Here is a 25,786-nt window from a genome sequence, read left to right as displayed (position 1 = left end):
CAGGAAAGAACCACCATGACCACCGCCACTCAAGCCTCCACCATTACTCGCAGCAGTGATGGGCTCTACGAAAAGATCGGCAGCCGCCAGACTGACAAGGCCGAGTCCAGCCAGGATCGCTTTCTGAAATTGCTGGTCAAGCAGCTGCAAAGCCAGGACCCGATGAATCCGATGGACAACGCCCAGACCACCAGCCAGATGGCACAGATCAATACCGTGACCGGGATCGAAAAGCTCAACAAGTCGATGAACGATCTGCTGGGCAGCTATTCGGCCAACCAGACCTTCCAGGCGGCGTCGATGATCGGGCATGGGGTGTTGGCAGAAGGCGGGATGATGGCATTTGCCGAGGGTCATGGCAGTGCGGCTGTACTGCTGGATAAGCCGATGGCCAACGTCAAGGTCAAGGTGTTTGATGCGGGGGGGCGTCTGGTGGACCAGGAACCACTGGGCGCCGCCAAGGCGGGGCGTCTGTCGATTGACTGGGATGGCAAGCTGCCGGATGGCAGCACGGCGGCCGCCGGCAATTATCGTATTGAGGCGGTCGGCATTACCGATGATGGCACAGAGATTGCATTGAAAAGCCTCAACTACAGCAAGGTCACCAGCATCAGCGTAACGCCCGAGGGCTCAAGGCTGCATCTGGCCAACGGCAGTGAAGTCAGCTTGAACAGTATCGTTCAGCTCAATTAAGTACAGTGACGACCGGGAGACGGCCATGGGTTTCCAGCAAGGCTTGAGCGGACTTAATTCCGCTACCAAATTCCTCGATGTGGTGGGCAATAACGTTGCCAATGCCAATACCGTAGGCTTCAAAGGGTCGCGGGCCGAGTTCGCCGACATTTACGCCAACACTCTGGCCAGCACCTCGGTGCAGACCGGGATTGGTGGCCGGGCGACCAACGTGGCCCAGCAGTTTTCGCAGGGCAATATCACCACCACCAATAACCCGCTGGATCTGGCCATCACCGGCAATGGCTTCTATCAGCTGAAAGATGCGGCCGGTTCGGTCAGCTATACCCGCAATGGCCAGTTCCAGCTCGATCGGTTTGGCTACATCGTCAATAACGGCCTCAAGCTGACCGGATATTCGGCGAATTCAGACGGGCAGCTGATCACGGGCAATACACCAACCGAAATCAAGATTCAGACCGCCAATATTGGTGCCAGGGCCACAGGTGGCTCTTCGCAAGCCAATGCTGGCCTGACTTTGGGGATGAACCTGGACGCCCGGGCCGCGATCGTCAACCGGGGAACCTCGACGGTTTCGGTCAATGGCATGAACCTCGATAACAACGACGGTGAAGGCACGGCTTATACGGTCACCACCCGGATTGCAGATACGATGGGTGCCTTCCACAAGGTGGATGTGCGGGTGACCAAGACCTCCACACCCAATACCTGGGCGGTGGATACCAGTATTGATGGCGGGCCATTTCTGGCCGCTTCGGCACCGCTGGTCTTCAATACCAATGGCCAGCTGGTCACCGGTAACCCGGCAACTGTCAGTACCAAGATCACAGCACCTTCCGGTGCCCAGACACCCCTGCAGTTCCAGGTCAATTTTGCCGGTCTGACCGGCAATTCCACCGGCAGCGTTGCCGGTACGGCAACGACCAATGACAAGGCAGCCCAATACACCACCGTGCAGATTGCCAACGCCAATCTGGATGCCAGTAACCCCAACAGCACGGCACGTACCTTCACCACCAATGTATTGGCACCCGATGGCACCAGCCACAAGGTGGATGTCACGCTGACGAAAACGGCAACCAACACCTGGCAGATTGACACGGCCTGGGATGGCGGGGCTGCTACCACTGCCGCAGCGCCGCTGGTGTTCAATGATAAAGGCCAGCTGATCAGCGGTTCGCCGATCAAGCTCACGCAGAACTATGGGCCGGGGGATATGACCTACACCGTTGATTTTGGCGGCATGACCCAGAAGGCCCAGGCATTTGCCGGGGGCTCGGTCACTGCCCGGGCCGCGCCACCGGTGATTCCGACCGATCCTTCGACCTACACCAGTTCGACCTCTGCCACGGTGTATGACGACCAGGGGGTTGGCCATACGCTGACGTACTACTTCTCGAAAATCGCGCTCAATACCTGGGAAGTCCAGACCAGCTTCGATGGCGCGGCTCCTGTGGTGCAACCCGGCTTCGTGACGTTTGATGGTACCGGCAAGCTGACCGGTGGCAGCAGCCTGGCCTACACCGCACCGATCAATGCGCCGTCTGGCGCAACCACGCCGCTGGCGTTTACCAGCTACTTCACGGGCACTACCCAGTTCGGCAGCCCGTTCGGTGTAAATGAGCTGACCCAGGACGGCTATGCCGATGGCAGCATCACCGGCCTGACCATCGGCAAGGATGGGGTGATTCAAGGCCGCTACTCCAATGGTCAGAACCGGATCATCGGTCAGGTGGTGTTGTACAACTTTGCCAATCCGCAGGGCCTGCAACCGCTGGGTGATAACCGCTGGGCATCCAGCTTTGCCTCGGGCGATGGCCGCTCCGGCGCACCGGGAACCAGCGACTTCGGCGCTTTGCAGTCTGGCGCGGTTGAGGATGCCAATATCGACCTGACGGCCGAGCTGGTGAACATGATCACCGCGCAGCGCAGCTATCAGGCCAATGCCCAGACCATCAAGACGCAGGACCAGATCCTGCAGACCTTGGTGAACCTGCGATAAGCGTTGAAGGCGTTGAGTTGACCGGGATAGGTTAGGTTCTGTTGACGTAAACCTTACGTCAACAGAACCTAAGCCGTTAGCAAGGGAGAGTGGCCATGGACAGGATGATCTACATCGCGATGACAGGTGCCAGCCAGGCCATGAACCGGCAGGCCACCGTCTCGAACAATCTGGCCAATGCCGCGACACCGGGCTTCCGTGCCGAACTGGCCGCCTTCCGCGCTTTGCCGGTGGTGGGGGAGGGGGCGGCAACGCGTGCCTATGTCGCTCAGCAAACCGTCGGTTCCGACTTCAGCCCCGGCGTGCTCCAGCAGACCAATCGTGACCTGGATGTGGCGGTAGAAGGGGCGGGCTGGATTGCCGTGCAGGCGAATGGGGGTGAAGCCTATACCCGCGACGGCAGCTTCGAGATCGACGCCAATGGCCTGCTGCGCACCCGGTCTGGCCTGCCAGTAATCGGTGATGCCGGCCCGATCACCTTGCCGCCAGGCAGCCGTATTTCGATTGCAAGAGATGGCACGGTTTCTGCATCACTGGCCAGTAACCCATCACAAACCAATGATGTGGGTCGGATCAAGCTGGTCAACCCGGATGAGCGCACGCTCGAACGGGGCAGTGACGGACTGTTTCGCCCCCGTGATGGCAGCACGGCGCAGGCCGATGCCTCGGTGAAGGTATCAAATGGCTCGCTGGAGCGTAGCAATGTCAATGTGGTTGAGTCGCTGGTCGATATGATCGGCTACCAGCGGCACTATGAGATGCAACTCAAGCTGCTACAGACGGCTGAGCAGAACGCCAGCCGATCGGCACAGATTCTGACGCTGAGCTGAGCCTGCCGCATCCGACATCGCTGCTGACTGTTTCACCTGGCCAGCCACCCGCACCGTGCCCAGGCTCTGGTCTCTGAATGGCCAGATGCTTCGCCCATAGCGCTCAGGAGAGATACCCATGATTCGCTCGATGTGGATTGCCAAGACCGGGATGGACGCGATGCAGATGAACATCGACGTCATTTCGAATAACCTGGCCAACGTCAACACCAACGGTTTCAAGCGCGCACGGCCGGTATTCGAAGACCTGCTGTATCAGACCATGCGTCAGCCCGGCGCTGCCTCCAGCCAACAAACCCAGCTGCCAACCGGCTTACAGCTGGGTACCGGTGTGAAGCCGGTTGCCACCGAGCGCATCCACGGCCAGGGCAACCTTCAGCTGACCGATAACCCCTTCGACCTTGCTGTCAGCGGCGAAGGCTTCTTCCAGATTCAAATGCCCGATGGCAGCACCGGCTACACGCGTGATGGGGCTTTTCACGTCAACTCGACCGGCCAGCTCGTGACCTCCAGCGGCTATCCAGTATTGCCGGGTATCACGGTGCCACAAGGGGCCACCCGCTTTTCGGTCAGCCGTGATGGTGTCGTGTCGGTGACGACGCAAGGGCAGGCGCAACCGACCCAGCTGGGTAATCTGCAGCTGGCCACCTTCATCAACAACGGTGGGCTGCAAAGCATTGGTGAGAATCTGTATCTCGAAACGGCGGCATCAGGTGCGCCGATTACGGGCGCGCCGGGGTCGAACGGCCTTGGCGTGCTCAACCAGAGTTATGTCGAGACCTCCAACGTCAATATCACCGAAGAACTGATCAGCATGATTCAGGCGCAGCGGGCTTACGAGATCAATTCCCGCTCCATTCAGACCTCTGATCAGATGCTGCAACGCCTGACCCAGATCTGATCCTTGCTGAACCCATTGCGCTGATTGCCGCACACGGGCGGCAAATCTTGCCGGGAGTATTGCCATGACCATTCATTGCACCCTGCCTTGCTCACTTCGCCTGCTGCTGACTGCGGGCGCCAGCCTGTTGCTGGTGGCCTGTGCCGATATACCCAAGACCATCATCAACCAGCCGACCTCGGTGCGCCCAGCCCCGGCCGCGCAGGCCAACTACGCCAATGGCTCGATCTTTCAGGCCAATAGCGCCCGCCTGCTGTTTGAAGACCGGCTGGCCCGGGCGGTGGGGGACAGCATTACCATTCAGATCGAAGAGCAGATTTCCGCCACCAGCAAGTCTGGCAACAAAGGCGAGCGCACCGGCAGCGTCAGCAGCGCCTTGTCTGCCAGCGCCTCGTCCTCTACCTTTACAAAGGCACTGGGCGGAACCGACATCGGCCTGAAGTCGAGCAATAACTTCGATGGCAAGGGTGAGACCACCTCCAGCAACAGTTTCTCCGGCACCATCACTGCCTCGGTGGTTGAAATTCTTGCCAATGGCAATCTGGTGCTGGCAGGTGAGAAGCAGATCAATATCAACGGCGAGGTCAATCATCTGCGCGTTTCCGGCGTGGTCAACCCCGCCGACGTCAAGGCAGGCAATGTGGTATCGTCAACCAAGATTGCCGAAGCCCGAATCGAGCAAGTGGGCGTTGGTGCTGTCGCAGACGCCAGCCGGGCCGGCTGGCTGCAAAAGTTCTTCCTGAGCCTGATGCCGTTCTGATTGCCGTTGTTCGCGTCGGAGCGCCCAGGTCGATTGATGAGGTTGGTGTGGCTAGACGCTGGTATCTGCTGGGATGGTTGCTGTTGACGCTGACGTGCTCGGCGTCGGCAGCGCAAAAACTGAAAGAGCTGGTCAGTGTGGGCGGAGTTCGACCCAACCAGCTGGTCGGATATGGTTTGGTGGTGGGCCTGGATGGCAGCGGTGATCAGACCACGCAAACCCCGTTTACCGTGCAGAGTGTCATCTCGATGCTGAACCAGCTGGGGGTGCAATTGCCCCCTTCGACCAATCTGCAATTGAAAAACGTGGCCGCCGTTACCCTCACCGCCACTTTGCCTCCTTTCTCCCGGCCCGGTCAGGCCATTGATATCACCGTTTCTTCAATCGGCAATGCCAAGAGTCTGCGCGGCGGCACGCTGCTGATGAGCCCGCTCAAAGGGGCTGATGGTCAGATCTACGCTATCGCTCAGGGCAATGTCATTGTGGCTGGCGCAGGCGCAGCGGCTGGTGGGTCGAGCACTCAGGTAAACCAGCTGTCGGTAGGCCGGATTCCGAACGGCGCAACGGTCGAGCGAGAAGTGCCGGGGGGGATTGGCCAGGGCGAGTACATTCAGCTGGCGCTCAATCAGGCAGATTTCTCGACGGCGGCTCGCATCACTCAGATCATCAATGCTGCGTTGGGTGGAGGACTGGCCCGTGCCCTTGATTCACGCACCATTCAAGTCAAGGCTCCGCAAGATTCCGATGCCCGAGTGGCCTTTCTGGCCCGTCTGGAAAACCTGACTGTTACCCCTGAGCCGAGTCTGCCCAAGATCATTGTCAACGCCCGTACAGGCTCGGTAGTGATGAACCAGGCGGTCACCCTTGAACCTTGTGCCATCTCGCATGGCAACCTGACTGTCACCATCGCGGCGACCAATCAAGTCAGCCAGCCAGCACCTGCTTCGGGAGGGAGCACGGCGCCGGTACAGAATGCCGAGGTGTCGGTGAAAGCTGAAAAAGGTGGCGTGACGGTATTGCCACGCAGCACCTCGCTCAATGAGGTGGTTCGTGCCCTGAATCAGATCGGCGCTACGCCACAGGATCTGCTGGCGATCCTGCAGGCCATGAAAGCAGCTGGCGCACTGAAGGCCGAGCTGGAAATCATCTGAACTTCATTCAGCCATCAGCGTTTCGCCCTGACAAAGCCCCTGCATGATGATGCAGGGGCTTTGTCTTTGATGCGTCGGCGTTGTCGCAATCCTTGGCTCTGTTGACGTTTTGTTTCCGGCCCGGAGGGTTTCGCCGGATTTGGGCCCGCTGCTGCGTTAAAAATCGCTTGCTTAGCCCACTAAGCGGCGCGCTTTTCGCCTTACACCAGGCCCAAATCCGACGAAACGCGATCCGGAAATAAAATGTCAGCAGAGCCTATTTATCGGGCTTGGCAAACTCTGGCTTGTACAAATCCTCCAGTACTCGCACCTGCACTGCGGCGGTGGGAAAGGAGGCACTCATTGAACAGGTGGTAATGAAATAAGGCTGACCGCCGTGAAGATACAACAGGTAGCGCGGCACCTGCTCAACCGTCTTGCCGCAGGCGCAGCAGCCAATCTGGGTGCGTGTTTCGATATAGCTATTGGCAGCATGCGGGCCTTTCCAGTTGCGGGAGACCTTCCAAGTGATCTTCTGCCAGTTCTTCTCGGTTTTCAGGGCGATGACTTCGGCCTCGACCACAGCAGACGAGGCGACGATGCCTTCCTGTACGGCAGCGACAAGATCGGCGGGCCGGTCTGCGCAGGAGCAGGCATAAGAAAGCATCGGCATTGAGCACAACAGTGCCAGGGAGAGACGGAGCAGCATATAGACACCAGAGGCAAGGAGAACTTGAAAAATCCCACCGACGATCTGAACAGGTTTTGTTACATCGTCTGATTGGGAAGGTGATCAAAACAGGTATTTACGTAGATTGCAATAATCGGGACAAATGTCCCGAATTGGCCGATAGTTTAATTCTAATTTGCAAATTTGTGTATTTAATCAAATATAAAAGGCTGTCGGAGGGATGTGCGTGTTGTGCACGGGCTAGGTCTGGTGATGTATACATGCGGGGTTCGGTTGAATATAGTTGCGCCCGGTTGGGATTTGCATTGATTAATAAATTGCCAACCCGGTGATTTGAATTTCAACTTGAAAAGCAATTTTCCGGTTTGTTATTGTCGAGAGAGAAAGCCGATCCGGTCGATTCTGACTTGATTCGGCCTGAATAAAAACGATTCAAAAAGGATTTTCCAATGAAGCCCGTACGTTACACCCTGCTGGCAATGACCGCCCTCGCCGCCACTCTGTCTACTGCATATGCCGATTATGATCCAGATGCACAGATGCTGGAAGGTACTGTAAATGCAAGTAAAATAGAGGTTGTTCTGGAAGATCTTGATCCTAATGACGGGATCACTCCGGCTATTACTTATATGAGCACGTCTGCGAATGGTTCGCAAAATAAAGCATTTTCATTCTTTGTTGTTTCATCTCTGTTTGGCTCTTACGACACCGGCAATAATAGTGTGATCTCTCAAGATCATGAGTCTGAAATTGCGGTGGAAACAATTTTTTCCAAAGGCAAGTATACGGGCAGCCCGGTGATCTTCAATCAGCCTCTGACATCAGGTGGGTTTTTAGGCGGAATGTCCCTGCAATTCAAAATTCCTCAAGCCTATTCCATGCAAGAGATGGTACAGGACGTTTTCTTTAAATTGACGCCAAAAACAAGGGCACGTTTCAAAATGCCGGTCACGATGTCGGCTTCAAAATTCGCCAACTCTGAAATCATGGCTATGTGCACACTGTATTCGGGCGTCGGCACGATGCTGATCAATGGCAGTGGTCAAACATATGTAAACAAAGAAATCAAGATCACCGACTCATTCGATGGTGGTCCTGCCAACTTCTCTGACACTTACAGTGGTACGCTGGAACTGGTGGTGGACGAAGTTGCCGGGAATCAAAGCCGTCGCGTCTTTGCGCGTGCTGGGTCCTCCTGCAACTAAGGGGCCAATGCCTGCCTCGTTGTCGTGCTGATGGCAGCAAAGGCCTTGAATATAGCAGGCACCGGGATGCTGCCTATGACAGCATCCCGAGCTGCCACGATAGCCGATGAGAGGCAAGCAATGAAAGTCGAAACCTTTACCCCGGAAAACACACCGACGCCCATTGGCCCCTATAGCCATGTCGCCCGTGCCGGCCAGTTCGTGACGGTGTCTGGCACGGCGGGTGTCGATTCCCAGACTGGTTTGATGGCGGGGCCTGATGCCTATTCACAGGCGCGCCAGATTATCCGTAACTTCCGCACCATGCTGGCAGCAGCGGATTCCGACCTTGCACACGTGCTGCATGTTCAGGTGTTTCTGAAAAACGTGGATGACTTTGCCGAAATGAACCGAGCCTATGCCGAAGAATTTGGCGAGCACCGGCCGGCACGCACGGTGATTGTGGTGGCCGATCTGCCCAAACGCGATGCCCTGATGACCATGAATCTGCAGGCGGTGACTATCCAGGCCCAGTAGGTCGGTGACTCTGTGCGGCGAAGTGCGAGGCATGGCATGCAATCTGCTCTATGCTGATACCGACTCGTCTGAACAGGTGACCGGCATGAACACCCTGACTCGCTCCGATGTATTGACTACACAACGGCTGGCTATCGACTCGCAAAGCATTGGCGAGCTCAAAGCCTTGACCAAGGGCGATGCCAAGGCAGCGGCGTCGACGGTAGCCAAGCAGTTCGAGGCGCTGTTCATGAATATGCTGATGAAGTCGATGCGTGATGCCACACCGCATTACGATGAGCTTGAATCGAACGGCAGCCAGATGTTCCGGGGCATGCTCGACCAGCAGATGGCGCAGAGTTTCACCACCGGACACGGTCATGGCTTGGGGCTGGCCGATATGATTGAGCGGCAAATCGAGCTGATCACCAACCCGGCGCTACGCAACCAAGCTATCAAGCGGCCGCAAAGCTATGACTTTGCACAAGCTACGGCAGCAGCCAAGACGGCGGTGACACCGGCAAAAACAGCCGGCGCGGCAACTGCTGCCGCCAGCGCTGCAGCGGCCGAGCCGACTGACTTTGTGGAAACCATCGGCCGCCATGCCCTGCCAGCTGCTCAGGCACTCAACCTTTCGCCGCATTTGATGATTGCCCATGCTGCACTTGAAAGCGGCTGGGGCCGCAAGCCGATTGTCGATGCACAAGGCAACAACACCCACAATCTGTTCGGCATCAAGGCCAGCCGCGACTGGACCGGTCGCACTGCCGATATCACCACCACTGAATACATTGATGGCGTGGCCCAGAAACGGGTCGAGCGCTTCCGTGCTTACGATAGCTACGAAGATGCCTTTGCCGACTACGCCAAGCTATTGACCAACCGCTACAGCGAAGCCACCCGCTCTGGTGCCGATGCCAAAGCCTTCGGTGATGCGCTCAAGGCCAACGGCTATGCTACCGATCCCGCCTACGCCCAGAAGGTCGCCAAAGTTGCCAGCCATCGCGCATTGCAAGCCTATAGGGTGGCCTGAGGTAGATCGCCGAAACCTGTTAAGCATGGGTGTGCGCCCTCATCAAATGAGGGCGCCATACACAGCCTCGGATATCTGCTCTGATTTGTTTTGAGAACGGTTTCTATTTTCATTTACTGATCGTCCTACTGTAGAATCCGCTCCCCCCAAGGATTCTGGGGTGTTTTTTACTCCTTTTAGGCAAAAAAATGAAAAATGTAGTGCTGCGTAGTGTTTTATTGGTTGCGGGTCTTTTTTCCGCTTCGGTTGTTTGGGCTGAGCCCCAGTTCCAAGACTGCCATCTCGAGGATGGGCGTGTGATGACTTTCAGGCAGACACTGGAAAGTCTGGTGGAAAAAAAAGAACGAACCACGGGCGCCACTGCGTGCAAAAAAGAGACGGTGGGCGTTTACGATGTGATGTACTGCAATACCCATGGCAGAGCCGAGAACAGGGGCCGGGTAGAGCGCGTGATATCGTCGGCTGACGATACCGCTACCCCAGGCTGCCAGGTGCAGGACAACTGCGTGTACAACGGCTCATCGTTCCGCCCGGGCTGGCATGAGGCTGCGCAAGATCGCGTAACGGTTCTTACCGGTTTGCCTTCCTGTAAAGAAGAGGTCAGACAGCGCAATATCAAAGCGCTTTGCCAAGGTGGACAATGGTTGAATGTTCAGTCGTTCGATGCTGGACTGGTGTCATCGCAGATCGACCGCAAGTCGCCCGGTTGTGCTGATCGTTGCGAATTCAAGGGCGCGTACTTTGCCAATGGATACGCATTACGCATGGTGATTGACCAAAAGCGCAAGTGCGAGAGAGGTCCTGCGAACCTTTACCAGTGGCGCATTACTGAAACCGTTTTCGAAGGCACTTGCCAAGCGGGTAACTGGGCTGGCGCCAAGCAGACAACCGGCAGCTACTTGATGCTCATCCCGGGCGGTGGCCGTTGCTAATCTATTTAACAGATTAGTTGATTGAAAAAAGGCAGCTTTGGCTGCCTTTTTTCATAACTTATCAGCTCGCGATCCAAAGGGATGATTCCTAAATCGACGATGGATGGGGTATACCGACACGGCACGGCATAGATGGTAACGGGCAAGCAACGCAGATCTGAGAATTGCACCGGGCTGGGAATTTCCATGTGGCATGTAATCTGCTCCATGCTGATACCGACTCGTCTGCACAGGTGACTGGCATGAACACCCTGACCCGCTCTGATGTCCTAACTTCGCAACGACTGGCGATTGATTCGCAAAGCATTGGCGAGCTGAAAGCGCTGACCAAGGGCGATGCCAAAGCGGCTGCTTCGGCCGTGGCCAAGCAGTTTGAGGCGCTGTTCATGAATATGCTGATGAAGTCGATGCGTGATGCGACACCGCATTTTGATGAGCTGGAATCGAACGGCAGCAAGATGTTCCGGGGGATGCTCGACCAGCAGATGGCGCAGGATTTCTCAACCAGCCGTGGGCAAGGTCTTGGGCTGGCAGACATGATCGAGCGGCAAATCGAGTTGATTGCCAATCCGGCCCTACGCAACCAGCCCCTCAAACGCCCCCAGAGCTATGACTTCGCGCCAGCCACAAACGCTGCCAAATCGGCAGTAACGCCGGCAAAAACGGCCGGTGCGGCAAGTGCTGCCGCCAGTGCCGCAGCAGCTGAACCGACTGATTTTGTCGAAACCATCGGTCGCCATGCTCTGCCAGCGGCTCAGGCACTCAATCTCTCCCCGCACTTGATGATCGCTCACGCTGCGCTTGAAAGCGGCTGGGGCCGCAAGCCGATTGTCGATGCGCAAGGCAACAACACCCATAATCTATTTGGTATCAAGGCCGGCCGGGATTGGACTGGCCGCACCGCAGATATCACCACCACCGAATACGTCGATGGGGTAGCGCAAAAGCGGGTCGAGCGCTTCCGTGCTTACGATAGCTACGAAGATGCCTTTGCCGACTACGCCAAGCTATTGACCAACCGCTACAGCGAGGCCACCCGTTCCGGGGCAGATGCCAAAGCCTTTGGCGATGCCCTCAAGGCCAATGGCTACGCCACCGACCCCGCCTACGCCCAGAAAGTCGCCAAAGTCGCCAACCACCCCGCACTGCAAGCGTACAGGGTGGCATAGCGCCTCGATGCATCAGCTATCACGCCGCCGCAGAGAGTGACTGCCTGGCGGGCAGGGTCAGCAAGTCATCCAGCATCAGATTGAAGTTCGGCCCGTTGTGGATCAGCCGATGCAGGAATAGCCCGATACCGCTGGAGCCGGTGCTGTAATCCGTGGTGACCTGGCTTTCCCGCAGCATGGGGAATACCGACCCATTGTCGCGTTTGATTTCCTGCAGCTGGATGCCATCGAGTAAACGCCAGGCCAGATCGCGGTAACGGGCATCTCCCAGTATCTGGTAAGCATCCAGCAGATAATTGCCCAAACCGGTAGTGCCAAAAAATAAACCGCAATTGACGGCGTATTTACTCGACACATCTGCTTTTATCCTATCGAGGTAAGTCTTGTAATGGTCATTTCCGGTTACTTGCCAATAACGCAATATGACGGTGGCGATTCCGGCCGACCCAAAAGAAATATACGGATAGACAATCCGGTGTGGATTATTTTGATAGCGTGGGAAGCTGAGAGACTCATCCGTTCCTTTACCGCAGCTCAAATCAAATTGAAGCGCTTTTTCTCCGGCTTCCAGAAAATCTTTTCTGCCTGAAGCGCAATACATATAAAGCAGGAATAACGCGATACCGGAACTGCCATGATGCAGGCCAACTTCTGCACCTTCTCTCTCATTCTGCTTATCCCAATACAAGCCATTCTCGTGTGGCTTTGCGGTTTCCAGCAGAATCTCAGCAATTTCCAGCGCGGCGTCAAGATTCGTTTGCTCGCCAAAGCGATGCCAGTGGTGCAGCTGGGCCATGCCATATCCGGTTGCGCCATATCCAAGCGACATGCGCTGATACAGCAAAGGATGTTCGGATGCACAAAGCAGCATTCTTTCTGAAATGTCACGCTCACCTATCGCGCTCATCACCCACGCGATTCCCGAGGCACCATTCAATAGGCCCGGTAATTGGCCACTGGCAGATAATTTATTCCTGATGAAATAAAGAAGATCATCGGGAATCTGGTTATTGGCAATATGCCACGCATATAAAATGCCGGAAATTCCGTGGTCGAGCGCAAATGGTGATTTCAGATCATTGCTCAGCGGTAGAATTCTTGGGCTATTTTGCAAATTGAGCATGGATTGCATATACGAGAATATGTCCCTTAGCATGGTTTCTGCGGCGGGTTTTAAATCCTCTATATGAATTTCCCGCGCAGTCCAGGCATGGATGCTCGATAGGTCCATTGTCTCCAATTTGCTGATCAGAGCAGCAAGATCGGGTTTGGGGTTGGTTTGCAGTTCAATGACACAATCGCAGAATGTTTGCGGCAACCCAATATCTCTTTGCATGGCCTGCAATATTTCTTTGGCGTAGCTTTGTTTTCTTTCAATCAGGACAAGGTTGGCAGAGAAAAAGCCTAATAGGGCAGAACCCAAAGCAAAATAATCGTCAGCGAACTCCAGTTGATCGCGCTCCGTGCGCGCTAATGAGGCAAAGCCGGCGGTGTAGAAATTCAAATGCGGGTCGATGCCGGTTTCTACGGAAAACTCAAAATCAATCAGGTGCAGATCTTGAGTGTCATCATCAACCATAATATTGTTGTGTGATAGATCGCCAAAAATAATATTCCGATCATGCAAAGTGGCAACCATTCTCAAGAGCTGTTTGGAGATATTGGCAGCCGTGACCACCCACTTGCGAACATCTTCTTCTGAAGCGTAGTGTTTGATAATAGGGGTATTGGCGGTAACAAAACTTCTTAGATTTCTGCCTTTTACCTTCTGCTGCACCAGAAATACGTGTTCCCATTCGCTAAATATCCCATATGGCTTGGGTGTGAATCCCGTATCTGCCAGACGCTCCAATAAGCGATGTTCCTTTTTAAGCCGCGAAATGGCGTCCTGGTTGTTTTTGTCTATTCCAATATAGGGTCGCGCTTCTTTGATGATGACTTCTGCGTCAGATTCGTTGTGCTTACCGAGGTAGACGCCCCCTGCGTTCGAGAACTTGATGGCAGCATTGATGGAGAATAGTTCGTCAAAAAGGCTGCTTGTTTCTTCATCAGCGGGTTCGGTGTTCTCTACAGTTAATCCGGAAAATGGGTCTTGGACAAAACCCGGCAAGGTAAACTGTACGCCACGAACATCTTCTATATAGCGAAAACTCGGGTCCAAAATGCAGTGGGTGGTATCGCCATCCACAGACTCCTCCTGAAAGCTGTGAAATCCGCCGTAGCGATAAAATAAAACCTTGCAGTCTTTATATTGCAGATCGGACAAAATATAGGGGCCAACCTCATGATGCAGGGCTTGATACAACTCTTCGATGAGTGACTTAAATATATTCTCGTTTTCTGGGTAAATCGTTATGAATTTACCACTGGATTGCCGGGCGCAATTCTTGCCAAGCAGGCTATGGAGAACTGCCGGGTCACTCGCAAATTTGAAGTCCGTTTTGTGACGAATAATAACTGGAATGGCCAGGCTAAGAATTTTGAGGGCGTTGTCAGGTATCGCTGAGATATGAATTTTCCAACCCTGAACCATTCTCTTTGATTGAGGAGGGATGGCATAGGTCCAAAAGTGCTCGGGTTTGAGCCGCCACATCTTGGGTAAAAGTGTTTTGACGTGATTGGAATATATCTCTTCAGGTTTTTTATAAGAAGATGGAATATATACATCTGGATTGTCTTTTTTTATTTCCTGCATTTCTGAGCGTCCTTATTTCTTCCAGTCAAAGAAAAAGCCGGCGTATAGGGCGCCGGCTTTTACTGCGCAAAACTGGATCTGCAGGATGCTTTAGCCCTAAATACAGTTCCAGTGCAGCGCGCGATACGAATTAAACCTCAATTTCCTTCTTGGGGCGGCAAGCAATGCTCCAGCCGCTTTTCTCATTGGTATCTACACCACCGCAAATAACGCTGCGGGTGCTGGGTGTCATCAATTTATCGGCCGCTTCATCACTACCACCGGCTACCATTTCCAGAGTTTGCAGGTCCAGAACGCGCATTTTCTTTTGGCTGTTCATTTTATATTTCCTCGGTTAGTTAGGTTTATACAGATGATTGCCTGATACAGGTAATCAGATCATGCAATTCTTTCGCTTAATCGAATCACAGTTGATCTGTCATACAGACTAACATCGGTATCCGTTCGGCCATATTATCCGTACGAGCGGGCTTTTTAATTATGTAATGATCAATAGATCATGATATTGTCCAACAATAGGTTGAGAGTGATTTTATTGTCAGACCAAAATGAATTGAATAAAGTGACTAAGTATTTGATAAGTTGGCGATTGGGTATTTATAGCGACTGCTAGGGGATTTTTGATAAATGTGCAGAATAGAAGAGGGGGGGCGGAAATTTTGTGCCAATTCTTATCGGTTGGGGCGGGACATTGGGCTGATCATTTAACGAAAATTTAATTCGTATGTGCGAGAGATGAGCAGATTGGTGATGTCCGATGGGTTTCTGGTGGCATGGTGCTTTCGCGACATTGTATACATTTATTTTAAAGAGCGGGACATTTGTCCTGAATGGGTCGTGTTTTGCCGGTGGCGGCAAAAATTTCTGCCGGCGGTGGCGCTGGGCGGTATGGATAGATGAAATACGGCCGGAAATTGCCGGTCTTGGTGTTATTGGGAGGATTTGGGGCGGGCACACTTCCTGCTGTTAGCTGCTCAGTTGATAGATCGCTGAGCGGTTCGCCGCAGGAGCAGCAAAATGGGCAACAGTATTTACGGAATTGCGGTGTCGGGCCTGAGTGCCGCGCAGATTGGCCTGACGGTTACCGGCCACAATATTGCCAACGCCAGTACACCGGGCTACAGCCGGCAGGTGATTCGGCAAAGTGCCTCGTCTCCTCAGCCAACGGGCGGTGGCTTCGTGGGGCGCGGTGCTCAGATTGATACGATCAAGCGCAACTTCAGTGAGTTCACAACCCGACAGGTGCAAGGTGCGCAGGCCCAGGCCAGCTATCTCGAGGGCTATCTGAACCATATCAAGGATCTCGATAACCTGCTGGCCGACCCGTCGGCAGGGCTTACCCCGGCACTGCAGGATTTTTTCCGTGGTGTGCAGACCGCTGCCAATAATCCTGCTTCGGTGCCGGCTCGCCAGTCTTTGCTTGGCCTGTCTGAATCGCTGATCGCCCGCTTTCAAACGCTTTCAGGTCGGGTGAACCAGATCGTGGCGGATGTGAATCTTGAAATCACCTCGACGGTTTCGAACATCAACGCCATTACTTCCCAGATTGCCGATCTCAACGACGACATCGTGATTGCCGCCGGCACCGCTGGCGGGCAGCCGCCCAATGATCTGTTGGACAAGCGTGATCAGCTGGTCAAGGAACTGAATCAATACATCAAGTCCAGCGTGGTCAAGCAGTCGGATGGCAGTTACAACATCTTCGTTGGCAATGGCCAGAATCTGGTGGTGGGGAATCAGGCTTTCACGCTGGGGGCGGTGCCGGCCAAGGATGATCCACAGCGCATCGATGTGGCTTACCAGCAGTACGGCATCGTTGCCGAGATTTCTTCGAAGATGCTGACGGGCGGCACGCTAGGCGGCATTCTGGAGTTTCGTGAGTCGGTGCTGGATCTGTCGCGTAACTCGCTGGGACGAGTGGCGCTGGCGCTGGCTCAGACCTTTAACGATCAGCACCGGCAAGGCCAGGATCTGAACGGGATTGGCGGAACCAATTTCTTCAAGTTCCCGCTGGCGGATGTGCAGGATCAGCATATTGGCTCGGGAGATGGCAGGGTGTCGGCAGATATTGCCGACAATACCGTCGTGAACAGTGCATATACCCTGGCTTTTGATGGGACCAACTACAATCTGACCCGCACGTCCGATGGCCTGGCCTTGACGCTCAGCCAGCAGCAGATGACTGATGGGGTCACTGCCATGGGTATCCGCCTTCGGCTCAACCCCGGTACCTGGACTGCCGGTGATACCGTCAACCTCAGCTACGTCGGCTTTACCGCAGACATCATTGATCAGTCCCGGTTTATTGATAGCGACTTTTCGCTGGCGTATGACGGCACCAATTACACGCTGACCCGGCTTTCCGACGGCCGCACTACCACCTTCGATCAGACGCAGTTTTCTGCCGGCGCAGCGTCTTTCGGTATCCGTATCACCCCGGACGCCGCGACGACCTGGACTGCCGGTGATGTACGGCGCATTTCGTTTCCGCCTGCCGCTTCAAAAATCGCTGCCAACCGTGAAAACCGTGGTAATGCCGATATGGCGGTCGCCATCACCAATGTCGGAGCACTGACCACCTCGGACTATGAGTTCTCGTTTGAAGGGCCTGACTACCGGGTGACTCGCAAGTCAGACAACACCATTTTCAATATCTCGGCCTCGGACTTTGCCAAAGGCCCGGTCACGGTGGATGGTCTGCAATTCCGGCAGGTCGCCGGTACCTTGTTGCCGGGCGACCGTTTTCTGATTCAGCCAACCAAGCAGTTTGCCGAGAATCTGTCGATCGCGATCAAAGATCCTTCACTGGTGGCGGCAGCAACGCCGATTCGTGCCAACTCATCGAATCTGTCGATCCAGGTATCGGCCAATCCTGCCAACACCGGGGGCGGCACGATCACCGGCATTACCCAGTGGATTGAAGCCAAGACGGGTGTCAATGCCAATCCGGTTGAGGTGATCTTCACCAATCCGGCTGATCATTTCGACGTCAAAGACACGGTCACCGGGGCAACCTTGCAGTCAAACGTCGCGTTTACCGCCCCGCAGACGCTGACCGTAAATGGCTACTCGGTGACGCTCGATGGCGGCCCCAATCCTGGCGATCGTTTCCGCATTACCCCACGCGCCAATACCGGTAATGCGTCGGTGACCTCGGGCACGGTGACCGGCGCCCCCGTCAATCAGAATCTGAAGCAACCGGTCAGCATCATCTTCAATAACCCGCCAACCAGTTTCAACGTGACGGGGTTGGGCACCAATAACCCGATCAACGTGCCCTACGTGTCGGGTAGTGACATCAGCTTCAATGGCTGGTCGATCAAGATCAGCGGTCAGCCTGGGGCCGGGGATGTGTTCACGGTCGGCCCCAACACCGCCGGTGTGGCCGACAACCGCAATATGCTCAAGCTGGGTGAGCTGCAGACCAAGAATATTCTGGCGGGCGGGACCACGACTTATCAGGGGTCTTACAGCAAGCTGGTCAGCGATGTCGGCGTCAAGGCCAACGAGGTCAATATCAATTACAGCGCCCAGACCGAGTTGCTCAAGCAGGCGGAAACCAGTCAGCAGGGGGTCTCTGGGGTGAACCTCGATGAAGAGGCTGCCAATTTGCTGATCTATCAGCAGGCTTATCTGGCCGCCAGCCGTACCGTGCAGATCGCCCAGAAGGCGTTTGAGGAAGTGTTGAATATCGGCCGTTAAGCGATGCTGGGCCTATGCCCAGGATCGTTGAACCAATCAGCCAGGGCGCCCGGTAGCAAGAGGCGGGGGTCAGGCAGGAGCAGCAATCATGCGAGTCAGTACCAATACCATTTACGATCTGGGTGTTTCCGCCCTGCAGAACCGTCAGGCCGAGCTGGTCAAGCACCAGCAACAGCTTTCTACCGGCCGCCGGATTTTGTCTCCTGCGGATGATCCGGTATCGGCGGCCCGCACGCTCGACCTTACCCAATCCACCCAGCTGAACGAGCAATACATCGAGAACACCGACTACGCCCGTGGTGCGCTGTCTCTGGCCGAAGGCAATATGCAGCAGGTGATACGGGTGCTACAGGATGTTCAAACCCTGGCCGTCAATGCCGGCAACCCGTCGCTGACCCTGGCCGAGAAAAAGATGCTCGACCAGGAGCTGCGCGGACGTTATGCCGAGTTGATCGCGCTCGGAAATTCAACCGATGGCAATGGCCAGTATCTGTTCTCTGGTTTTCAGGGTTCGACCCAGCCATTTACCGAGTTGAACTTCGGCTCGGTGACCTATAACGGCGACGAAGGTCAGCGTCGCGTGCAGATTTCCACCGGGCGGCAGATTCCGGTGTCAGATTCGGGGGCGGATCTGTTCTTCAAGATCAAGGATGGGAATGGTACCTACGCCACCGGCATGGCGACGCCTGACCTTCCCAATTCGATCACCCTCAAAGGGGGCGGCTCAATCGTCGCCTCGCGTGACTGGGCCTCCGCCTATACCGCATCCGAGTTCAAGATCGACTTTGACGGGACGAATTACACGATCACCCGCCTTGCTGATAACGCCCAGGTGACCATGGATCACGCCGCACTGCAGGCAGGCGTGTTGCCTGGTTGGGGGGTGCGTTTTGTGGCGGTGGGGCCGCAGCCGCAGGCACTGACGACGGGTCGCATCAATCCGACCGTCACCAAAAATGTGGGCACCGGCGTCATCAGCACCGGCGTGGTCACCGACCCGAACAAGTGGGCCGACCCCAACAATGTGCAGGCGTTTCGGGTGCAGTTTCATTCCGTCAACGATCCGAACGACCCGACCGGCAATCGCAAGCTGACCCGTTACGACATCATCGACAACCGGCCGGTGCTGACCAATGGCAGCGTGAATCCCAACTTCAACAAGTCGATGATCGATGGCTTCGACTACACCGCCGGCACCCCGCTCGGCGCACGCGATGATACCCCCGGCAATCCGAACACCTACCCGCGCTTGTACAAGCCCGGTGGCGATATCGAACTGCGCCAGCTGCCCGGCGAGAACACCCCGCTGGTTGCCAACTGGGATTTCGGCGGCAAGTTCGACGTCAGTGGCGTACCGGCTGACGGCGATAGCTTCGCCATTCGCCCCAGCGTTGAGCACGATATCTTCTCGACCCTCGGCGAATTCTCGACGGCACTTACCAGCTATCAGGGCACCGACGATGGCATGGCCACGCTGCAGAACCGGCTCAACGGGGTGATTGCCAACCTCAACAACAGCCTGGGGCAGGTTCTGGGCAACCAGAGCAATATCGGCGCACGGCTGAAAGAAATGGATGCCGTACGCAACACTAATCAGGATTTGAATATCCAGTACAAGGACTCGATCAGCCGCATGAACGATCTGGACTACGCCAAAGCCATTACCGACTTCTCGCTGACCCAGACCTATCTGGATGCCGCTCGCCGCTCTTTTGCCCAGGTGCAGAATTTATCCCTGTTCCAGTATGTGCAATAAAGATCAGCCGAATGTCGGTAAATGAAATAAAAAGGGGCTGCAAGCCCCTTTTTATTTGCGAGGTTGATAGGGGTGAACTTTACTTTTTTTGGGTGGTAACTAACCTTAACGTAATATGGTCAGATGGAAGATGCTATGAACGAATCTGCCGATGACAGCAGCGGAATGCTGATGTGCAAGTCTTATCGGTGATTAAGTTTTAATTTTCTCAAAGTGAGCCAGGGGCTGGTAATATTTTTTGAGTGCAAGTCATTTAATTTAAATTGTCAGTAGGTGATGCTGATTAGGTAGGGATTTGTTGTAGTTAACTTTCGAGGGTGCCAAATGTCATATGATTTTACTTATGCCTCATATCTTGTGGATACGCCCGATTTTATAGAGACTTTGCCGAGCGAAGAAGCTTGGTATAAATTTAAAAATCAGGCGTACGCGCAAAGATCGTTGCAAGAGTCGACAGGCGAGGCTGGCGAATTAATAGAAGTGCCTATTTCCACTTACTACTGCTGTAGGAGCGGATGGTTTCATTGGCAGATGGAGAAAATAATAGCTGAACGCAAATACGTTTCATTAGATTTTTTAGCTGGTATAAATCTGGAGAAGATAAGAAAATTTGAAGTGGATGAGATGTATTTTGTTATTGATTGCCTGAAGTGTGTTCTGGATCGGGATCAGCAAATGCAGTCCTTGTCTGAATTGGAAGATATCATCAAATTTGCAAAAGTAAGCCCTGTTGACTTGGCCAAAATTCTGGATGGAAAAATTGAATATGAGCTTAAATATTCCAGGGTGGCAGAAGCCGCGCAAGATGATTCGATTAGTATGGATCTGGGTGGTATGGGAGAAGGGGATAATGTAGAAACACTATTGTGTTTTTTAAGAACGCTATGTGTTCAGCTGAGACAGGCGATTTATCAAAAAAAATATCTACTCTATATTATGAATGAGCCAGGTTAAGAAATAGGATGGCGCTTGGTAGTCAATGATGCGTGAGGAGGGTGCGGAAAGAGCGATTTTGTGGTGGATTGGATGGTTATTGATTTTGTTATGCCCTGCCGACTTGGAGTTTATAGATCTATGATATAAATCGGCACGGAAAGAAGTTTGACGTAATATTGCATTGAGTTGTATATCAATTTATTTCCAGAGAATCTTCCAGATAAATCATCGGTCCAGCGTATAATCAGCCGATTCCATGTCTACCCGTAACTTTGCATGTCCGATTTCTCCACTTTCAAGAACCGACTTTCCAAAAACGCCCGGCACTGGGGTAAATGGGCGCGCCGACAGGGCATCAGCTGCTTTCGGGTGTATGACCGGGACCAGCCGGAGTTCCCGCTGGCGGTAGACCGCTATGCCGACCGGGCATATCTGGCCGAGTTTGATACCGGTTGGCAGCAGACCGATGAAGAGCATGCCGCCTGGGTAGCAGCGGCCAGTGCGGTCGCGGCCGAAGTGCTGGAAGTCGCGCCGGATAAGGTCGCTTTCAAGCAGCGCCGCCGGCAGAAAGGAACCGCCCAGTATGAAAAGACCGGCACTGAAGGCGAGGATTTTATCGTCGAAGAGGGCGGCCACCGATTCTGGGTGAATCTGGACGCGTATCTCGATACCGGCCTGTTTCTCGATCACCGCAACACCCGGCAGCGGGTGCAGGCCGAAGCGGCCGGGCGGCGTTTCCTGAATCTGTTTTCGTATACCGGCAGCTTCAGCGTCTATGCCGCGGCAGGCGGCGCCCCTGCCTCGGTGACGGTGGATTTGTCCAATACCTATCTTGACTGGGCCAAGCGTAACTTCGAACTCAATGGGATGGACCTCAACCAGCATCAGCGCGAGCGGGCCGATGTGTTCCAGTATCTCGACAACGCCTGCCAGGATGGCGAGAAGTTCGATCTGATCGTGATGGACCCACCGAGCTTTTCCAACTCTGCCAAGATGATCGGCGTGCTGGATGTACAGCGTGACCATGACTGGCTGGTTGATCGTTGCCTGGATTTGCTGACGCCGGGCGGCATCCTGTATTTTTCGACCAATCTTCGCAGTTTCAAGCTCGACCCGCGCCTGGCCGCCATGCCCGGCATGTGTGACATCAGTGCCCAGTCGGTACCCGAAGATTTTCGCAATCGCAAGATTCACCAGTGTTTCCGCTTTGAGCGCTGAAGCGGCTTGACTGCATTACCCGCTGTATCCAAACAACCAAGTTCGAGGAGAAACCATGCTACGTACCACCTTGTTCAGTTTGCTGGCGGCGGCATCGCTGCTGTCGCAGGCCCATGCCGCCGATGCCATGCCTTACGACGAGACTGCCAACGCCAAGACCGAGGTTGCGCAGGCGCTGCAGGATGCCACCAAGTCCGGCAAGAAGATGTTGCTGGTGTTTGGCGCCAACTGGTGCAAAGACTGCCGTGAACTGGACAAGGCACTGCACCTTGGCCGCACCGCTGATCTGGTGAAGTCGAAATACAAGCTGGTCAAGGTTGATGTGGGCCGTTTCGACAAGAATCTGGATCTGGCCAAGGTCTATGGCGACCCGATAGGCAAGGGGATTCCATCAGTGGTGGTGGTCAGCGACAAGAACGAAGTTGTCTACGCGACCCGTGCCGGCGAACTCGCCGACGCCCGTGGCATGGGTGAAGAAAAGATCTATGAGTTCTTCAAGACCATGGCGGCCAAGTAGGCATCGGCAGAGTCTTGCACAGCATTGATGGGTGGATTGAACGGGCGCTTCGGCGCCCGTTTTGCTGTGGTATCCGCAGAACCTAAGATTTGCAATACCGCTGGTGTTGATCTGCAATCCAGCCGGCAGGGTCGGGTTGACCATAAACCGACAATTTTTTGCCTTGCACTCTTGCCCAACGCGCCAACCAGGATGGACCAAACTGGCGGCTTGCCCTGTCTTTCTGGCGATAGGCCGGGTCTTGCAGAGCCTGCTCGAGTGTTACGAAGCGATTGCCTCTGGCTCGCAGGCGGCTCAGGGTTTTATCGAGGCTATCGGCGTTCAAGCGGTTGGCGTGAATGAGCAGGATCTGGGCGATCTGCCGATTGAACAACTCATTGCTCATGGTTTCGAAGACAGGCAGTGATTCGTCAAAGTGCGTGAGATAGGCGTTGATGATTGCAGGTTTGTCAGCAGGCTTGCCGTTGATGACGGCACTATCATAGACGCACGAAAAATAATAATCGTCATGTTCGACGGTAAACGGGGCGATGCGGTAACCACGTTGTTCCAGAAATGACTCAAACAGGTCCTTTTCCTGGTCAGTCTTCCCGCTCTGGCTGAACGGGTAGCGGTAGAAAACGGGCTTGGCGCCACGTTTTTCCAGCTACCAGCGGGTAATGGTATCGCCGCGTACGACGGCATCCTGATAGGACGGCAAGGCCGTTTGCCACAAGCCTAAGTGTCCGAAATTGTGATTGCCCAGCTGCATGCCGGCATCCAGCCAGCGTTCGAGCAAAGCAACATGCCGATCGATTTCTCCTTTCACCAGCAACTTGTCTTCGTTGACAAAAGCCGTAGCGACAACGCCATGGCGCTTCAAACTCTCCAAAATCGCCAAGGTATATCGTTCTTTGTCGGCGATGCTGGCGGTGTTGTCATCCAATGGCAGATCGTCAATCGTAATGGCGATGGATTTTTCATCGGCGGCGAGGGTTGTTGCAGAAATCAGCAAGCCCAATAGCGAGGATAATAGGGTTTTTGTTTTTAGCACGTTGCGGACCCAGAAAGTGGTATGCGCGCTATTGTGGCGTGGCAGATGTGCGTGATCCAGAGCATGCTGTGCTTGGGGGTGGGTAAATCTGGTTGGAATCTGGTGTGTAATCAGAGCTATAACGAGAGTGTTTAGCGCTGATCGGGGATCATCATGTTTAAACTGCGTGTATTGGCTACAGGTTTATTGGGTCTGACTGTACTGATGCCGGCTCTGGCGGCAGACAAGCCCGCCGAGATGAAAATCTGTACCGAGAACGAAGAGTCTTTTCCGTGGCTGCTTAAAGGGCGGCCGGGGCTGAACATCATCATGATGCAGATGGTGGAAAAGAAGCTTGGCATCAAGATCGACATTCAGCAGCTGCCCTGGAAACGCTGCATGGATGAGGTCAAGCAGGGCAATCTGGATGGCTTGTTCAAGATCAGCTTCAAGGCCGACCGGATGGAGATGGGCCACTATCCGATGAGCGGGGACAAGCCGGATGCCAGCAAGCGGATGCTGGACGACAGCTACAGCCTGTATCGGCTCAAGGGTGGCAAAGTCGAGTGGGACGGCAAGGCGATCAAGAATGCCGATGGTTCGGTGGGGGCGCAATCGGGTTTCTCGGTTGTCGATCAACTCAAAGGTTTGGGCGTCAAGGTTGATGATGCGATTCGTGGCGCTGACGATAATCTGAAGAAGCTGGTTGCGGGGCGTGTGGTAGCCGTTGCGCTGCAAACACAGGAAGGTGATGTCAGCGTGGCGGGTAACCCCGAGTTTGCCAGCAAGGTTGAGAAAATTTCGCCACCCCTGGTCGAGAAGCCTTACTTTCTGATGCTATCGAAGCCCTTTGTGGCCAAGCATGCCGACTTTTCCAAGCAGGTTTGGGAAGCGGTAGCCAGTGTGCGTGAGTCGCCTGAGTACAAGAAGCAGATGCAGAACTTCAAGTAAACCTCCCTCTGTCCCAAGTTCCGCCCGCTGGGTGGACTTGGGCTTTTTTTCGAGGACCGCTGACAGAATGCCCCGCTGTGGCCTGCGCAATGTCTGCGCACGCTGTTCCAAAGTTGTGTCGTGACGTCGCCTTGCCTTGCCTTGCCGCTTCCGTACTACGCCGACAGAACTTAGGCTCTGTTGACATTTTATTTCCGGATCGCGTTTCGTCGGATTTGGGCCTGATGCAAGGCGAAAAGCGCGCCGCTTAGTGGGCTAAGCAAGCGATTTTTAACGCGGCAGCGGGCCCAAATCCGGCGAAACCCTCCGGGCCGGGTCGATTTTTGGGGCATGGTGTCGTTAGGGATCGCTTATTTAGCTCGCTAAACCGCGCTCACCCTGCCTAGCCCTGCCCCAAAACTCGGCCTGGCGCGACCGGAAACAAAACGTCAACAGAGCCTAATGCACTCCCAGCAGCAGGCGATGTACTTCGCGTGGCGAATGCGCTTGTTTCAGTGCATCGCGGAAGGCGTTTTGCCAGAGCAGACCCGCAGCGGCAGCCAGCAGATCGAGATGTGTCTGGGTTGCATGTTCAGGCACCAGCAAAGTCAGAAAGTGCTCGACCGGTTTGCCATCTGCGGCGCCGAAAGGCAGCGGCAGGGTGGGGCGGATGATCAGACCGATGGCTACCTGCAGACCGGGTACCCGCGCGTGGGGGATGGCAACCCCTTTACCTAGTGCCGTCGTCCCCATTTTTTCCCGTTCAGCCAGACGCCGTGCAATGTGCTGGTCGGCAAGGCCATAGTTGTCGTGAACATGGCGGGCAATGGTGTCGAACAGCTGCTGCTGTCCTATCGCGTTGATATCCAGCAGGATGTCGTCAACAGAACAGATTCGGGCCAGTGGGTTCATGGTTTTATCCTCCAGGCGGCTTCCAGGCGGTGTGGGCAAGCAGGAAATCCGGCCTTCTGGTCGATGGGGTGGCACTGTCCTCATCCGTTCGGATTCCCGCCATACTGGAAGTGGCGTGATTCGGCCGCTTCTTTTTTTGCTAGGCTCTGTTGACATTTTATTTCCGGATCGCGTTTCGTCGGATTTGGGCCTGATGCAAGGCAAAAAGCGCGCCGCTTAGTGATAAGCCACGCGATTTATAACGCGGCAGCAGGCCCAAATCCGGCG

Annotated in this window: 23 protein-coding genes; 17 read left to right on the top strand and 6 right to left on the bottom strand. The window is 54.8% G+C overall.

Going from position 1 to position 25,786, the window contains the following annotated elements:
- Positions 1-15 precede the first annotated feature (15 nt).
- The 6 genes from PZA18_RS06725 to PZA18_RS06700 all read left to right on the top strand — a co-directional run bounded on the left by PZA18_RS06725 (position 16) and on the right by PZA18_RS06700 (position 6,337).
- Positions 16-693 carry a flagellar hook assembly protein FlgD gene (locus tag PZA18_RS06725; RefSeq protein WP_284100047.1) on the top strand — a complete coding sequence of 226 codons (678 nt, stop codon included), beginning with the start codon at positions 16-18 and terminating at the stop codon, positions 691-693.
- 25 nt (positions 694-718) lie between these two features.
- A complete protein-coding gene (locus PZA18_RS06720) occupies positions 719-2,695 on the top strand; it encodes a flagellar hook protein FlgE (RefSeq protein WP_284100046.1) in 1,977 nt (658 codons plus the stop codon).
- Positions 2,696-2,790: 95 nt separating this feature from the next.
- Positions 2,791-3,525 (top strand): flagellar basal-body rod protein FlgF, encoded by a 735-nt coding sequence (flgF, locus tag PZA18_RS06715; RefSeq protein WP_284100045.1) that lies wholly within the window; start codon positions 2,791-2,793, stop codon positions 3,523-3,525.
- Positions 3,526-3,643: 118 nt separating this feature from the next.
- Positions 3,644-4,426: a flagellar basal-body rod protein FlgG gene (flgG, locus tag PZA18_RS06710; protein ID WP_284100044.1), complete on the top strand. Its 783-nt coding sequence runs from the start codon at positions 3,644-3,646 to the stop codon at positions 4,424-4,426.
- Positions 4,427-4,490: 64 nt separating this feature from the next.
- Positions 4,491-5,186 carry a flagellar basal body L-ring protein FlgH gene (locus tag PZA18_RS06705; protein WP_284100043.1) on the top strand — a complete coding sequence of 232 codons (696 nt, stop codon included), beginning with the start codon at positions 4,491-4,493 and terminating at the stop codon, positions 5,184-5,186.
- Between the two features lie 47 nt (positions 5,187-5,233).
- A complete protein-coding gene (locus PZA18_RS06700) occupies positions 5,234-6,337 on the top strand; it encodes a flagellar basal body P-ring protein FlgI (protein ID WP_308447336.1) in 1,104 nt (367 codons plus the stop codon).
- A gap of 256 nt (positions 6,338-6,593) precedes the next feature.
- On the opposite strand, the gene PZA18_RS06695 is transcribed toward PZA18_RS06700, so the two are convergent.
- Entirely contained in the window at positions 6,594-7,025 is a 432-nt protein-coding gene (locus tag PZA18_RS06695) for a hypothetical protein (protein WP_284100042.1), read from the bottom strand.
- A 431-nt stretch (positions 7,026-7,456) separates the two neighbouring features.
- On the opposite strand from PZA18_RS06695, the gene PZA18_RS06690 reads away from it, so the two are divergent.
- From PZA18_RS06690 to flgJ (PZA18_RS06670), 5 genes are all read left to right on the top strand, one after another.
- Positions 7,457-8,212, top strand: a complete 756-nt coding sequence (locus PZA18_RS06690) for a hypothetical protein (RefSeq protein WP_284100041.1) — start codon at positions 7,457-7,459, stop codon at positions 8,210-8,212.
- Positions 8,213-8,332: 120 nt separating this feature from the next.
- Positions 8,333-8,728: a RidA family protein gene (locus PZA18_RS06685; RefSeq protein ID WP_284100040.1), complete on the top strand. Its 396-nt coding sequence runs from the start codon at positions 8,333-8,335 to the stop codon at positions 8,726-8,728.
- Positions 8,729-8,759: 31 nt separating this feature from the next.
- On the top strand, positions 8,760-9,740 hold the full coding sequence (gene flgJ / locus PZA18_RS06680; protein WP_284100039.1) for a flagellar assembly peptidoglycan hydrolase FlgJ: 981 nt from the start codon (positions 8,760-8,762) through the stop codon (positions 9,738-9,740).
- A 188-nt stretch (positions 9,741-9,928) separates the two neighbouring features.
- The gene (locus PZA18_RS06675; RefSeq protein ID WP_284100038.1) at positions 9,929-10,672 is read left to right on the top strand and encodes a hypothetical protein; all 744 of its coding nucleotides are present in this window, start codon (positions 9,929-9,931) and stop codon (positions 10,670-10,672) included.
- A gap of 242 nt (positions 10,673-10,914) precedes the next feature.
- Positions 10,915-11,841 carry a flagellar assembly peptidoglycan hydrolase FlgJ gene (gene flgJ / locus PZA18_RS06670; RefSeq protein ID WP_284100037.1) on the top strand — a complete coding sequence of 309 codons (927 nt, stop codon included), beginning with the start codon at positions 10,915-10,917 and terminating at the stop codon, positions 11,839-11,841.
- Positions 11,842-11,860: 19 nt separating this feature from the next.
- On the opposite strand, the gene lanKC is transcribed toward flgJ (PZA18_RS06670), so the two are convergent.
- Entirely contained in the window at positions 11,861-14,536 is a 2,676-nt protein-coding gene (lanKC, locus tag PZA18_RS06665) for a class III lanthionine synthetase LanKC (RefSeq protein WP_284100036.1), read from the bottom strand.
- A 130-nt stretch (positions 14,537-14,666) separates the two neighbouring features.
- On the bottom strand, positions 14,667-14,855 hold the full coding sequence (locus PZA18_RS06660) for a hypothetical protein (RefSeq protein WP_284100035.1): 189 nt from the start codon (positions 14,853-14,855) through the stop codon (positions 14,667-14,669).
- A 698-nt stretch (positions 14,856-15,553) separates the two neighbouring features.
- Between PZA18_RS06660 and flgK the strand changes: the two genes are divergently transcribed.
- The 5 genes from flgK (at position 15,554) to PZA18_RS06635 (ending at position 22,665) form a co-directional block, all read left to right on the top strand.
- Positions 15,554-18,238 carry a flagellar hook-associated protein FlgK gene (flgK, locus tag PZA18_RS06655; protein WP_284100034.1) on the top strand — a complete coding sequence of 895 codons (2,685 nt, stop codon included), beginning with the start codon at positions 15,554-15,556 and terminating at the stop codon, positions 18,236-18,238.
- A gap of 88 nt (positions 18,239-18,326) precedes the next feature.
- Positions 18,327-19,994 carry a flagellar hook-associated protein FlgL gene (gene flgL / locus PZA18_RS06650; protein WP_284100033.1) on the top strand — a complete coding sequence of 556 codons (1,668 nt, stop codon included), beginning with the start codon at positions 18,327-18,329 and terminating at the stop codon, positions 19,992-19,994.
- A gap of 324 nt (positions 19,995-20,318) precedes the next feature.
- Positions 20,319-20,948 (top strand): hypothetical protein, encoded by a 630-nt coding sequence (locus tag PZA18_RS06645; protein WP_284100032.1) that lies wholly within the window; start codon positions 20,319-20,321, stop codon positions 20,946-20,948.
- 258 nt (positions 20,949-21,206) lie between these two features.
- The gene (locus PZA18_RS06640) at positions 21,207-22,148 is read left to right on the top strand and encodes a class I SAM-dependent methyltransferase (protein WP_284100031.1); all 942 of its coding nucleotides are present in this window, start codon (positions 21,207-21,209) and stop codon (positions 22,146-22,148) included.
- Positions 22,149-22,203: 55 nt separating this feature from the next.
- A complete protein-coding gene (locus tag PZA18_RS06635) occupies positions 22,204-22,665 on the top strand; it encodes a thioredoxin family protein (RefSeq protein ID WP_284100030.1) in 462 nt (153 codons plus the stop codon).
- Positions 22,666-22,747: 82 nt separating this feature from the next.
- On the opposite strand, the gene PZA18_RS06630 is transcribed toward PZA18_RS06635, so the two are convergent.
- Complete coding sequence (locus PZA18_RS06630) at positions 22,748-23,050, bottom strand: polysaccharide deacetylase family protein (protein WP_284100029.1); 303 nt, start codon at positions 23,048-23,050, stop codon at positions 22,748-22,750.
- A gap of 261 nt (positions 23,051-23,311) precedes the next feature.
- Entirely contained in the window at positions 23,312-23,659 is a 348-nt protein-coding gene (locus PZA18_RS06625; RefSeq protein ID WP_284100028.1) for a polysaccharide deacetylase family protein, read from the bottom strand.
- A 192-nt stretch (positions 23,660-23,851) separates the two neighbouring features.
- On the opposite strand from PZA18_RS06625, the gene PZA18_RS06620 reads away from it, so the two are divergent.
- Positions 23,852-24,628, top strand: coding sequence for a substrate-binding periplasmic protein (locus tag PZA18_RS06620; RefSeq protein ID WP_284100027.1), 777 nt, complete (start codon positions 23,852-23,854; stop codon positions 24,626-24,628).
- A 438-nt stretch (positions 24,629-25,066) separates the two neighbouring features.
- On the opposite strand, the gene PZA18_RS06615 is transcribed toward PZA18_RS06620, so the two are convergent.
- Positions 25,067-25,519, bottom strand: coding sequence for a PTS sugar transporter subunit IIA (locus PZA18_RS06615; RefSeq protein ID WP_284100026.1), 453 nt, complete (start codon positions 25,517-25,519; stop codon positions 25,067-25,069).
- Positions 25,520-25,786: the final 267 nt, after the last annotated feature.

This window comes from Parachitinimonas caeni (assembly GCF_030129945.1).
Taxonomy (GTDB): Bacteria; Pseudomonadota; Gammaproteobacteria; order Burkholderiales; family Chitinimonadaceae; genus Parachitinimonas; species Parachitinimonas caeni.
Note: the sequence above shows the minus strand (reverse complement) of the source record. Positions and strands in the feature narration are given on the sequence as shown.

What these genes read in the sequence shown, in the direction of transcription:
- PZA18_RS06725 (WP_284100047.1), top strand. Translation starts at nt 16, where the DNA reads ATGACCACCGCCACTCAAGCCTCCACCATTACTCGCAGCAGTGATGGG.
- PZA18_RS06720 (WP_284100046.1), top strand. Translation starts at nt 719, where the DNA reads ATGGGTTTCCAGCAAGGCTTGAGCGGACTTAATTCCGCTACCAAATTC.
- flgF (WP_284100045.1), top strand. Translation starts at nt 2,791, where the DNA reads ATGGACAGGATGATCTACATCGCGATGACAGGTGCCAGCCAGGCCATG.
- flgG (WP_284100044.1), top strand. Translation starts at nt 3,644, where the DNA reads ATGATTCGCTCGATGTGGATTGCCAAGACCGGGATGGACGCGATGCAG.
- PZA18_RS06705 (WP_284100043.1), top strand. Translation starts at nt 4,491, where the DNA reads ATGACCATTCATTGCACCCTGCCTTGCTCACTTCGCCTGCTGCTGACT.
- PZA18_RS06695 (WP_284100042.1), bottom strand. Translation starts at nt 7,025, where the DNA reads ATGCTGCTCCGTCTCTCCCTGGCACTGTTGTGCTCAATGCCGATGCTT.
- PZA18_RS06690 (WP_284100041.1), top strand. Translation starts at nt 7,457, where the DNA reads ATGAAGCCCGTACGTTACACCCTGCTGGCAATGACCGCCCTCGCCGCC.
- PZA18_RS06685 (WP_284100040.1), top strand. Translation starts at nt 8,333, where the DNA reads ATGAAAGTCGAAACCTTTACCCCGGAAAACACACCGACGCCCATTGGC.
- flgJ (WP_284100039.1), top strand. Translation starts at nt 8,760, where the DNA reads ATGGCATGCAATCTGCTCTATGCTGATACCGACTCGTCTGAACAGGTG.
- PZA18_RS06675 (WP_284100038.1), top strand. Translation starts at nt 9,929, where the DNA reads ATGAAAAATGTAGTGCTGCGTAGTGTTTTATTGGTTGCGGGTCTTTTT.
- flgJ (WP_284100037.1), top strand. Translation starts at nt 10,915, where the DNA reads ATGAACACCCTGACCCGCTCTGATGTCCTAACTTCGCAACGACTGGCG.
- lanKC (WP_284100036.1), bottom strand. Translation starts at nt 14,536, where the DNA reads ATGCAGGAAATAAAAAAAGACAATCCAGATGTATATATTCCATCTTCT.
- PZA18_RS06660 (WP_284100035.1), bottom strand. Translation starts at nt 14,855, where the DNA reads ATGAACAGCCAAAAGAAAATGCGCGTTCTGGACCTGCAAACTCTGGAA.
- flgK (WP_284100034.1), top strand. Translation starts at nt 15,554, where the DNA reads ATGGGCAACAGTATTTACGGAATTGCGGTGTCGGGCCTGAGTGCCGCG.
- flgL (WP_284100033.1), top strand. Translation starts at nt 18,327, where the DNA reads ATGCGAGTCAGTACCAATACCATTTACGATCTGGGTGTTTCCGCCCTG.
- PZA18_RS06645 (WP_284100032.1), top strand. Translation starts at nt 20,319, where the DNA reads ATGTCATATGATTTTACTTATGCCTCATATCTTGTGGATACGCCCGAT.
- PZA18_RS06640 (WP_284100031.1), top strand. Translation starts at nt 21,207, where the DNA reads ATGTCCGATTTCTCCACTTTCAAGAACCGACTTTCCAAAAACGCCCGG.
- PZA18_RS06635 (WP_284100030.1), top strand. Translation starts at nt 22,204, where the DNA reads ATGCTACGTACCACCTTGTTCAGTTTGCTGGCGGCGGCATCGCTGCTG.
- PZA18_RS06630 (WP_284100029.1), bottom strand. Translation starts at nt 23,050, where the DNA reads ATGAGCAATGAGTTGTTCAATCGGCAGATCGCCCAGATCCTGCTCATT.
- PZA18_RS06620 (WP_284100027.1), top strand. Translation starts at nt 23,852, where the DNA reads ATGTTTAAACTGCGTGTATTGGCTACAGGTTTATTGGGTCTGACTGTA.
- PZA18_RS06615 (WP_284100026.1), bottom strand. Translation starts at nt 25,519, where the DNA reads ATGAACCCACTGGCCCGAATCTGTTCTGTTGACGACATCCTGCTGGAT.